This window comes from Bradyrhizobium sp. Arg237L, assembly GCF_029990105.1.
In the GTDB taxonomy this organism is placed as follows: domain Bacteria; phylum Pseudomonadota; class Alphaproteobacteria; order Rhizobiales; family Xanthobacteraceae; genus Bradyrhizobium.
Genome location: NZ_JAQMIL010000041.1, coordinates 69,194 through 80,005, shown reverse-complemented (window position 1 = coordinate 80,005; position 10,812 = coordinate 69,194). Strand labels below are relative to the sequence as shown.

Here is a 10,812-nt window from a genome sequence, read left to right as displayed (position 1 = left end):
AGCGCCAGCGTCGGGGCGCCAGGACCACACGACTTCGCCGTCCGTGATGCGCGTGCTCGTCAGTCACACGCATCTCGTCCACCGCATCTCACCGCAACGTTCGTGACGATCGCGATCCGCCCCTCATCTACCGTGAGACGCGCGGATTAATAGTGCTGATTTGCCCGACGGGTTAAGCGGTTTATTTTTTTCAAGCCAACTGGACGAAGCAAATCACGTTGGAATCACTAGCAAATTTTTCTCCTCCGCCATTCCGGGGCGTCGCGAAGCGGCGAGCCCGGAATCCATTTTTCCACCTGTGCCGGTGGTCTGATGGATTCCGGGCTCGCGCCAAGGGGCGCGCCCCGGAATGACAGCGAGTGTTAGGACGCGACCTCCCGAAACTTGCTAGGCTCTCTTCCCCCTGAACGAGTCGCGGACACTATCTCGTGGGTTACCTCTTCGTCCTCATCGTCGGCCTGATTGCCGGAACGCTTTCGGGCATCGTTGGCACGGGATCGTCGATCATGCTGATGCCGGTGCTGATCTATCAGTTCGGACCAAAGCAAGCGGTGCCGATCATGGCGGTGGCCGCGGTGATGGCGAACCTTTCGCGCATCCTGGCCTGGTGGCGCGAGGTCGATTGGCGGGCCTGCGCCGCCTACTCCATCACCGGCATCCCGGCCGCGGCGCTCGGTGCACGCACGCTGCTGGCGCTGCCGTCTCGCGTGGTCGACATCGCAATCGGCCTGTTCCTGATCGCGATGGTGCCGGCGCGGCACTGGCTGGCGCGGCATCAACTGCAGGCGCGGTTGTGGCATCTCGCTGTAGGCGGCGCCATCATCGGCTATCTCACGGGCATCGTGGTCTCGACCGGACCTTTGAGCGTGCCGCTGTTCCTGTTCTATGGCCTCACCAAGGGCGCGTTCCTCGCCACCGAGGCCGCAAGCTCGCTCGGCCTCTATGTGAGCAAGTCGGTGACGTTTGAACGTTTCGGCGCGCTGACGCCTGACGTCGCTCTCAAAGGCCTGATCGCGGGCTCGTCGCTGATGGCGGGCGCCTTCATTGCGAAGCGCTTCGTGCTGCGGCTTGAACCTGACGTCTTCCGCCTCGTGATGGACGGCATCATGCTTGTGGCCGGAGCGTCGCTGCTGTGGCCCGCGGTAACTCACTAGACATCATTGTCCCGCTATCCGCTGAACCAGACTGCTCGTCACGCCCTAACCATATGACGCGCAACGGGTTTCGGGGCGGTTCCATCTTTTGGTAGACGTACGGCGGAGAATGTTCTACTTTTGTTCTTATGAAGCCTCAGCGCGTCCGAGACCCTATTCATGGCCTCATTGTCTTTAATGACGATGGCTTGGTCGACGAGAGCGTTTGGAAGTTGCTCAATACGCCCGAAGTGCAGCGTCTTCGGCGCGTCAAGCAACTCGGCGTGTCCGAGTATGTGTTCCCTTCCGCGAGCCACACGCGCTTTTCGCATTCGATCGGCGTGTACCACAATGCGCGACGCCTCGTCGGAATCCTGAAACGCGAGATCGAGCTCAAGCGCGTCGAAGGCGAATTCAACGAGACGCGTGCCAAGGTCGCACTGTTTGCTGCCTTGCTTCACGACATCGGCCATGGCCCCTTTAGCCACGCCTTCGAGGAAGCACGAAAAGCACTGGCCGCGGAACGATCCACAGACGCCGCGCCGAAGCCAAAGATTCGAAGTCATGAGGCTTTCACTGCGGACATGATCCGCGATGGCAGCGGCAGGATATCGGAGATAATCGCAGCGTCCGGCGTGAAGCCGGAGGATGTCGCGGACCTGGTCGCCGCCGAAACCCCGACGGACATGTATCATGCGGTCGTGTCGAGTTCGTTTGACGCCGATCGTTTGGATTATCTGCTCCGCGACCGTTACATGACTGGCGCCGGCGCCATCGACCTGGACTGGCTGATGGACAATGTGCGCGTTGCCGAAATCGACTTCGCGCCGGCCGAGTCCGACGACGCAGATCCGATTTATCAGCACAGCTTCTGCCTCGAGCACAAAGCGCGCGACGCTGCCGAAGATTTCCTGTTGGCGCGGTATCGCCTCTACACGAACGTATATCTGCACAAGACGACGCGCGGGATCGAGCAGATGGTATCGGCTTTCTTTCGATTCACCGCACGCGAGATAGATGCCAACGGCAGGGTCGCCGGCCTGCCCGACGATCATCCCTTGGTTCTCTTCTTTTCTCCGGGAGGCGACGGCATCGCCAACTATGGCGCCTTGGACGACACGGTGGTGTGGGGCGCCTTACATACCGTCGCGACAAATGGTGACGGGATAATCAAGCGAATTGCCGGGCGGATACTCAATCGAGAACGCCCTATCTGCCTCGACGTTCAGCACGCCTTTCCGGAGGATGCGGAAGAACAGCGCCGTCTGAAACACGCGCTCGACGCCCGCTTCAAATCGCAACTCGGGGAAGATGTATTCCGGGACTCCGCCAAACTGTCGATATACGGTGAGATCGGAGCTGACGACGGGCGCGCCCAGAAACGGCTCATGATCCGGATGTCAGACCACAAGCTCAAAGAAATTACCGACTTCAAAGACGCTACGGTAGCCGGCTCCGATCGTCAGCGAGCCTTCGAGCGCTACTACTTTCTTGATGAAGCAAGCTCCAGAATGGCGCAATCTGTCATTGATTCGGTCAGAGGGAGGCTCAAATGACGGCTGATGTTCCAAGCCTCGTGATAGCTGCCGGGGGAGAGATCGTCGGGAAAATCCGTCTCCAGAAAGTCGTGTATCTGCTTGACCGGATGGGCCTCGATAGCGGCTTCTCGTACGAATATTATCATTACGGCCCCTATTCGGAGGATTTGGCCGAGAAGATCGAAGACGACATCGTGTTCGGTCACCTACACGCAAGCCAGCGCCGTCGCCTGAGCGATGGCGTGCCTTACGTCGCCTACTCCGCGGAAGCAGAGGGCGATGGCGATAAGGCGGACGCCCATATGCCAATCGGGCGCATCCGCACAGCGCTTGCTGAAATGCAGCGGCACTCGTCCACCGTGCTTGAGCTTGCTGCCACCATTCATTGGTTGGCGGTAGTGGAAGGCATTTCTGATTGGAAGACCGAACTGGTTCGGCGCAAGGGGGCCAAGACCGGCAACAACCGTGCCCTGAAAGCTTTTGAATTGTTGCGGACGCTTGGGTTGCCGCCTGCGGTTGGTTCGGCTGTGCGTTCCTGATTTCATTCTTCGCCGCCTGTGAGCGCACCCAAATGCGGAATGGGCGGTAGGATTTTCCATGGCCAAGAACACCCTCTCCTTTGTCTGCCAGAATTGCGGTGCGGCGTATAATCGCTGGCAGGGGAAGTGCGACGCCTGCGGTGAGTGGAATACGCTGGCGGAGGAGGACTCGACCGGCAATGTGCCGGTGTCCATCCGCTCCAAGCGCAAGGGGCGGACGTTTGCGCTGGAGTCGCTGTCCGGCAAGAGCCACGACGCTCCCCGCCTCTCCTCCGGGATGACCGAGCTCGACCGCGTCACCGGCGGCGGCTTCGTGCGCGGGTCGGTGCTCCTGGTCGGCGGCGATCCCGGCATCGGCAAGTCGACGCTGCTGACGCAGGCGACCAGCATGATGGCGCGCGCCGGGCACCGCGCGGTCTACATCTCGGGCGAAGAGGCGGTGGCGCAGGTGCGGTTGCGCGCCGAGCGGCTCGGGCTTGCGAATGCGCCGGTGCAGCTCGCTTCCGAAACCTCGGTCGAGGATATCGTCTCGACGCTATCAGAAGGCACGGTGCCGCGCCTGATCGTGATCGATTCGATCCAGACCATGTGGACCGACACGGTCGAATCCGCGCCCGGCACGGTGACCCAGGTCCGCGCCTCGGCGCAGGCGCTGATTCGTTTCGCCAAGAAGACCGGTGCGGCCATCATCCTGGTCGGGCACGTCACCAAGGATGGCCAGATCGCCGGCCCCCGCGTGGTCGAGCACATGGTCGACGCGGTGCTGTCGTTCGAGGGCGAAGGCTCGCAGCAGTTCCGCATCCTGCGCGCGGTCAAGAACCGCTTCGGCCCGACCGACGAGATCGGGGTGTTCGAGATGACCGGGCTCGGCCTGCGTGAGGTCTCAAACCCCTCCGAATTGTTCCTTTCCGAGCGCGACCTCGGCAGCCCCGGCACCGCCGTCTTTGCCGGGATCGAGGGCACCCGCCCGGTGCTGGTGGAATTGCAGGCGCTGGTGGCGCCGACCTCGCTCGGCACACCCCGGCGCGCGGTGGTCGGCTGGGACCCGAGCCGGCTGTCGATGGTGCTGGCAGTGCTGGAGGCCCATTGCGGCGTGAAACTCTCCGGCCATGACGTCTACCTGAATGTCGCCGGCGGCCTGCGCATCCAGGAACCCGCCGCCGACCTTGCCGCCGCCGCGGCGCTGGTGTCCTCGCTGGTGAACGCCCCCCTGCCGACGGATGCGGTCTATTTCGGCGAGATTTCGCTGTCCGGCGCGGTCCGGCCGGTGGCGCAGACCTCGGCCAGGCTGAAGGAGGCGGCGAAACTCGGGTTTGGCCGCGCCGTGCTGCCCGAATCGGCCCGCGGCGACGCCGGCGATGCCGGGCTTACCCTGAACTCGGTCGGCGGACTGACCACCCTGGTCGCCGAGATCGCCGCCCGTGGCACCCCTAGGGGCAACCACCAGGCCCAACGGGACGCTGAACCCGTTGAGAAAAATGCCACACCGGCCCGATTCCGTCGCGAGAAGGGCTAAAGCGGGGTGACCTTGGCGCCCCTCGCCGCTATACATCGCGCCGCGTGGGACAGGCGCTTTCCGGCCTTGCCGGGGACGCTATAAGCCCCTCAAACCGAAACGCCGATTCGCGGGCGGCCGTGCCCTGCAGACCCATAAGAAGAACGAGCGGACCTGACCACCCGATGCCGATAACGATCCTCGATCTCGTCCTGCTCGCAGTGATGCTGATCTCGGGCCTGCTTGCGATGGTGCGCGGCTTCATGCGCGAGATCCTGTCGATCGCGGCCTGGGGCGCGGCGGCGCTGGTCACGCTCTATGCTTTCTCGAAGCTTTTGCCGACTGCCAAAACTTACTTCAACAACGACACGGTCGCCGCCGTCGTCGTGGTCGCCGGCACTTTCATCGGTACCCTGATCGTGGTGTCCATCATCACGGTGCGGATTTCCGACATGATCCTGGATTCGCGCATCGGTGCGCTCGACCGTACGCTCGGCTTCCTGTTCGGGCTGGCGCGCGGGCTCCTGATCGTGGTCGTCGCCTTCCTGTTCTTTAGCTGGCTGGTTCCTGACAAGCAGCGGCCGGACTGGGTGACGGGCGCAAAATCCCGCGTGGTGCTGCAAGGAACCGGGGATTGGCTGATGTCGCTCTTGCCTGATGACCCCGAGAACACCATCTTAAAGCGGTTCAAGAAAAACAAACCGGAAGACGATCAGACTGACGCCGAACCCACCGCGCCGGCGTCCGGCGATGGCTATAGTAAACCTGCCCGCGACAGCCTTAAAAAGCTGATCGAGAAACCTGCGGGCCGTTAAACCTTGACTTAGGCCTGTTGGGCTAAACTCAGCACAGGCCGCAAAGAAAGGCGATGAACGCGATGCAAGCCCCTTCCGATCACGCCGAGCAGCTTGACCCGTATTCTTCCGGGCCCATCGAATTGCAGGATGATCTCGAAGGCGACACGCTACGCGAAGAGTGTGGCGTGTTCGGCATTTTCAGCCACCCCGAAGCTGCCGCCATCACGGCGCTCGGATTGCACGCCCTCCAGCATCGCGGCCAGGAAGCTTGCGGCATCGTCACCTTCGACGGCAGCCGCTTCCACTCCGAGCGCCGGCTCGGCCTGGTCGGCGACACCTTCTCCCGCCGCGAAGTGATCGAGCGCCTGCCCGGCTCGACCGCGGTCGGCCACGTCCGCTATTCCACCACCGGCGCCACCATCCTGCGCAACGTGCAGCCGCTGTTCGCCGAGCTCAACGCCGGCGGCTTTGCGGTCGGCCATAACGGCAACCTCACCAACGGGCTGTCGCTGCGCCGCGAGCTCGTCAAGAACGGCGCCATGATGCAGTCGACCACCGACACCGAGGTGATCCTGCACCTGGTGGCGCAGTCCAAGCGTGGCCATTTCGTCGATCGCTTCATCGAGGCGCTGCGCGCGATCGAGGGCGCCTATTCGCTGGTCGCCCTGACCAACAAGAAGCTGGTCGGCGCGCGCGACCCGCTCGGCATCCGGCCTCTCGTGCTCGGCGATCTCGACGGCCGGCCGATCCTGACCTCGGAGACCTGCGCGCTCGATATGATCGGCGCCAAATATGTCCGCGACATCGAGCCCGGCGAGATCATCGTGTTCGATGAGGAAGGCGCGCACACGCACAAGCCGTTCCCGCCGAAACCGGCGCGGCCCTGCATCTTCGAATACATCTATTTCTCACGGCCCGACTCCATCGTCGGCGGCCGTTCGGTCTATGAGGTCCGCAAGGCATTCGGCGCGCAGCTTGCGCGCGAGAACCATCCGGATATCGACGTCGTCGTGCCGGTGCCAGACTCCGGCGTACCCGCCGCGGTCGGCTACAGCCAGTATTCCGGCGTGCCGTTCGAGCTTGGCATCATCCGCAACCACTATGTCGGCCGCACCTTCATTCAGCCGACCCAGAGCGTGCGCGAGCTCGGCGTGCGCATGAAGCATTCGGCCAACCGCGCCGCGATCGAGGGCAAGCGCATCCTCCTGATCGACGACTCGCTGGTGCGCGGCACCACCTCGAAGAAGATCGTGCGCATGATGCGCGACGCCGGCGCCCTTGAAGTGCACTTCCGCCTCGCTTCCCCGCCGATCCTCTATCCCGACTATTACGGCATCGACCTGCCTGACCGCGGCGGCCTGCTGGCGGCGACGCACACGCTGGAGGAGATGCGCGAGATCATCGGCGCGGACTCGCTGGCCTTCCTGTCGATCGACGGCATGTATCGCGCAATGGGCTATCCCGGCGGCCGCGATCCGGCCAACCCGAAGTTCGCCGACCATTGTTTCACGGGCGCCTATCCGACGCATCTCACCGACCACAGTGAAGCCGAGCCGCAGCCGCGCCAGCTCTCGCTGCTGGCAGAGGCGAGCTGAATTGTCGTCCCGGCGAAGGCCGGGACCCATAACCAACCACCGGCCCTGTTTTTTCGGAAGCCATTGGACACAACCGCCGTCGCGTATCATGACCGCCGCGGAGTATGGGTCCCGGTCCCGGAGCGCAAGTTGCGCCCTAGGCCGGGACGACCACGAAGAGTTAATCCGTAAATGCCCCTTCCCCTTGCCTCCCGCATAGCCCTCGTCACCGGCGCCTCGCGCGGCATCGGCTATGCCACCGCGCTCGCGCTGGCCAAGGCCGGCGCGCATATCGTGGCGGTGGCGCGGACCCAAGGCGGGCTCGAGGAGCTCGACGACGAGATCCGGCAAAGCGGCGGCAGCGCCACGCTGGTGCCGCTCAGCCTCACCGATTCCGACGGCATCGCCCGCTTAGGCGCCGCGCTGCATGAGCGCCACGGCAAGCTCGACATCCTCGTCGGCAATGCCGGAGTCGCCGGTCCCTCCTCGCCGCTCGGCCACATCGATCTGAAATCGTGGAACGACGTCATGGCGGTCAACGTGACCGCGAACTTCCAGCTCATCCGCTGCATGGAGCCGCTCCTGAAAGTGTCCGATGCCGGACGCGCGGTGTTCATCACCTCGGGCGCCGCCAACAAGGCACTCGCCTATCTCGGCCCCTATGCGGCGTCGAAGGCCGCGCTGGAAACGCTGGTGCGCGTCTGGGCCAACGAGACCGCGACCTTGAGGCTGCGCGTCAACCTGTTCAGCCCGGGCCCGATCCGCACCCGCATGCGCGCCGCCGTGTTTCCGGGCGAAGACCCGATGGATCTCGATACGCCTGAGCAGGCGGCCGAATTCATCCTGCCGATGTGCATGCCGGAGTGGAACGAGACCGGCAAGTTCTACGACTACCCCTCGCGCAAGCTGATGAGCTTTCATCCGCCAGCGTGATTTTCTCCGTCATTGCGAGCGAAGCGAAGCAATCCATCTCTCAGCTTGCGGAGGCATGGATTGCTTCGTCGGGCCTGTCATTTTTTTGGTGATGCGGTGTGATTCATTGCGTGGATCGATTCGGAGCGCGTGATGGACGTTCGCATTCGGCAGGCAGAGCGTAGCCAGCCTGGCTTTGAACTGGTTGACCTTGAGAGCCTGGTGGTTGACGAGCACCCGGTGCGGGCAGTTTGGTCTTTCGTTGAAGGCTTGGACCTTCAATGTTTTTACGACCGCATCAAGGCGCGGGGCGAGGCGCCGGGCCGCCCGGCGACCGACCCGCGCATTCTGCTTGCCCTTTGGCTGTACGCGACGGCCGACGGGATTGGGGCCGCCCGCGCGCTGGCACGGCTGTGCGAGCATCATACGATCTATCGCTGGATTTGCGGCGGGGTCGGGGTGAACCACACGATGCTGTCGGAGTTCCGTCTGGACAGCGGCGAGTTCCTCGATCGCCTTCTGACAAACAGTCTGGCGGCTTTGATGAAGCAAGGCCTGATTACGCTGGATGAAGTTATCACTGACGGCACCAAGGTCAGGGCCGCGGCGAGCCGTTCGTCGATGCGGCGCAGGCAAACCCTCACTGAGCTGGAAGAGAAGGCCCGCATCCGAGTTGCCGAGTTGAAGCAGGAATTGGAGGCCGATTCTGCGGCGGGTGAACGGCGGCTGTTGAGGCGTCGCCTCTCTGCGGCCGAAGACCGCGCCCGTCGTGTCGCAGCAGCGCTGGCCAAGCCTCCTGCAACTGCGAAGGAAGAGACGGAGCAGACCAAGGGGGACGAGCCGCCTGCCGGAGGCAAAGGCGGCAAGCATCCCAAGCAAGAGCGTGTCTCGACGACCGATCCGGATGCGCCGCTGATGAAGATGGCGGACGGCGCTGTACGGCCTGCCTATAATGTGCAAGTGGCGAGTGCCTGCGGCTTCGTGGTCGCGATCGAGCCGGTGCAGCGGCGCAATGACCGCGGTCTGGCGCCAGCGATGGTGGCGCAGGTCGAACAGCGTTGCGGCAAGCTGCCGGATCGACTGCTGGCCGATATCGGCGCGATGACCGCGGCTGACATCGGCATCCTTGCGCAAACTCACCCTTCCGTGCAGGTGTTCAGCCCGCCACCGGCCCGCAAAGACGCCTCCAAACCAGAAAGCAAGGCGCGATACGAACGCAACCGTGCCGCCGAACCGCAATGCTTGAAAGAGTGGCGCGCCCGCATGGACAGTCCAGAAGGCCAAGCGGTCTACAAACGGCGCAGCAACACCGAGCATGTCCATGCCCGCCTGAAGAACCGCGGCTTTGGCCGCATGGTCCTGCGCGGTTTGGCCAAGGTCCGGATCGCCTGTCTGCTTCACGCTGTGACCCACAATCTCATCTGGGCCATCAGCCGCCGCGCATTGAAGACCGCCTGATGCTAACTCTACCTCGCATCCCGCGCGAGCCACCCAGCTCAAATCCATTGCTATCCAGCGCGGCCAATGAAAAACTTACAGGCCCGTCGCTGCGCTCCTCGCAATGACAGCGGGCAACAGTTGACACCCTTCCCGCCCCGCGATTGACTGCCACCCGAGCGGGCAAACCGCCAAGAAAAAATCAGGGAGGCAATCATGACGGCGAGGCTCAATCGCGCGCGCACCCTTTTCGGATTCATCTTAAGCTGTATCGCCTGCTTCTGCCTGTCGGCGCCATCGCATGCCGGCGACATTCCGGCCTTCGCGGTCGATGCGGCCTGGCCGAAGCCGTTGCCGAACAGCTGGATCCTCGGGCAGGTCGGCGGCATCACCGTCGACTGGCAGGGCCATATCTGGGTGATCCATCGTCCGCGCTCGCTGACCGATGACGAGAAAGGCGCAACGCTCAATCCGCCGCGCTCGAAATGCTGCGTCCCGGCGCCGCCGGTACTCGAGTTCGACGCCGACGGCAATCTGTTGCGCGCCTGGGGCGGGCCCGGCGAAGGCTATGAATGGGTCGGCCGCGAGCACGGCATCGAGGTCGACGAGCGCGGCTTCGTCTGGGTCGGCGGCAATGCCGACAATGACAACGCGATCCTGAAATTCACGCTCGACGGCAAGTTCGTCTCCCAGATCGGCAAGATCGCGCCGAGCAAGGGCAGTAACGACACCACCCAACTCGGCAAGCCTGCGGAGACCGCGATCGACAAGGAGGCCAACGAGATCTACGTCGCCGACGGCTACGGCAACCGCCGCGTGATCGTGTTCGACGCCACCACCGGCGCCTACAAGCGGCACTGGGGCGCCTATGGCAACAAGCCTGATGACGACAAGCAGGCCGCCTATGATCCCAAGGCGCCGGTTGCGCAGCAATTCGGCAATCCCGTGCATTGCGTGAAGCTCGCCAATGACGGGCGGGTCTATGTCTGCGATCGCATCAACAACCGCATCCAGGTGTTCAAGAAGGACGGGTCCTTCGTCAAAGAGTGGTTCTTTGAGAAGAGCACGCTCGGCAACGGCGCGGTGTGGGATATCGCGCTCTGGCCCGATCCGAACCAAACCTATCTCTTGAGCGCCGACGGCGAGAACAACGAGATCCGGATCGTCAGGCGCGACGATGGCACCGTGGTCGGCAGTTTCGGCCGCAGCGGCCGCAATGCCGGGCAATTCCACTGGGTCCACGCCATGGCCGTCGACGCCAAGGGCAACGTCTATACCGCCGAGGTCGACAACGCCAAGCGCATCCAGAAATTCAAACTGACCTCCGATGCGCTACGATAAGCGCATTGCCGGAAGGCGCGAGACAGGATAAGCGGGAACCCGAGGA

Annotated in this window: 9 protein-coding genes; all 9 read left to right on the top strand. The window is 63.4% G+C overall.

All coding sequences use genetic code 11. From position 1 onward, the window contains the following. Window positions 1–428 precede the first annotated feature (428 nt). The 9 genes from OZ411_RS24080 (at window position 429) to OZ411_RS24040 (ending at window position 10,766) form a co-directional block, all read left to right on the top strand. Entirely contained in the window at window positions 429–1,154 is a 726-nt protein-coding gene (locus tag OZ411_RS24080; RefSeq protein WP_130582264.1) for a sulfite exporter TauE/SafE family protein, read from the top strand. 188 nt (window positions 1,155–1,342) lie between these two features. Further along, complete coding sequence (locus OZ411_RS24075) at window positions 1,343–2,689, top strand: HD domain-containing protein (protein WP_282529938.1); 1,347 nt, start codon at window positions 1,343–1,345, stop codon at window positions 2,687–2,689. Continuing rightward, window positions 2,686–3,210 (top strand): hypothetical protein, encoded by a 525-nt coding sequence (locus OZ411_RS24070; protein WP_282529937.1) that lies wholly within the window; start codon window positions 2,686–2,688, stop codon window positions 3,208–3,210. The genes OZ411_RS24075 and OZ411_RS24070 overlap by 4 nt, the downstream gene beginning before the upstream one ends. A gap of 58 nt (window positions 3,211–3,268) precedes the next feature. Then, window positions 3,269–4,726, top strand: a complete 1,458-nt coding sequence (gene radA / locus OZ411_RS24065) for a DNA repair protein RadA (protein ID WP_130582267.1) — start codon at window positions 3,269–3,271, stop codon at window positions 4,724–4,726. Window positions 4,727–4,890: 164 nt separating this feature from the next. Continuing rightward, entirely contained in the window at window positions 4,891–5,520 is a 630-nt protein-coding gene (locus tag OZ411_RS24060; RefSeq protein ID WP_028166053.1) for a CvpA family protein, read from the top strand. A gap of 62 nt (window positions 5,521–5,582) precedes the next feature. Beyond that, a complete protein-coding gene (gene purF, locus OZ411_RS24055) occupies window positions 5,583–7,097 on the top strand; it encodes an amidophosphoribosyltransferase (RefSeq protein WP_282529942.1) in 1,515 nt (504 codons plus the stop codon). A 171-nt stretch (window positions 7,098–7,268) separates the two neighbouring features. Beyond that, on the top strand, window positions 7,269–8,009 hold the full coding sequence (locus tag OZ411_RS24050) for an SDR family NAD(P)-dependent oxidoreductase (RefSeq protein ID WP_130582268.1): 741 nt from the start codon (window positions 7,269–7,271) through the stop codon (window positions 8,007–8,009). A 132-nt stretch (window positions 8,010–8,141) separates the two neighbouring features. After that, window positions 8,142–9,446: a transposase gene (locus OZ411_RS24045; protein ID WP_282529936.1), complete on the top strand. Its 1,305-nt coding sequence runs from the start codon at window positions 8,142–8,144 to the stop codon at window positions 9,444–9,446. A 195-nt stretch (window positions 9,447–9,641) separates the two neighbouring features. Beyond that, on the top strand, window positions 9,642–10,766 hold the full coding sequence (locus OZ411_RS24040; protein WP_282529935.1) for a hypothetical protein: 1,125 nt from the start codon (window positions 9,642–9,644) through the stop codon (window positions 10,764–10,766). The last annotated feature ends 46 nt before the right edge of the window (window positions 10,767–10,812 follow it).

What these genes read in the sequence shown, in the direction of transcription:
- OZ411_RS24070 (WP_282529937.1), top strand. Translation starts at nt 2,686, where the DNA reads ATGACGGCTGATGTTCCAAGCCTCGTGATAGCTGCCGGGGGAGAGATC.
- radA (WP_130582267.1), top strand. Translation starts at nt 3,269, where the DNA reads ATGGCCAAGAACACCCTCTCCTTTGTCTGCCAGAATTGCGGTGCGGCG.
- OZ411_RS24060 (WP_028166053.1), top strand. Translation starts at nt 4,891, where the DNA reads ATGCCGATAACGATCCTCGATCTCGTCCTGCTCGCAGTGATGCTGATC.
- purF (WP_282529942.1), top strand. Translation starts at nt 5,583, where the DNA reads ATGCAAGCCCCTTCCGATCACGCCGAGCAGCTTGACCCGTATTCTTCC.
- OZ411_RS24050 (WP_130582268.1), top strand. Translation starts at nt 7,269, where the DNA reads ATGCCCCTTCCCCTTGCCTCCCGCATAGCCCTCGTCACCGGCGCCTCG.
- OZ411_RS24045 (WP_282529936.1), top strand. Translation starts at nt 8,142, where the DNA reads ATGGACGTTCGCATTCGGCAGGCAGAGCGTAGCCAGCCTGGCTTTGAA.
- OZ411_RS24040 (WP_282529935.1), top strand. Translation starts at nt 9,642, where the DNA reads ATGACGGCGAGGCTCAATCGCGCGCGCACCCTTTTCGGATTCATCTTA.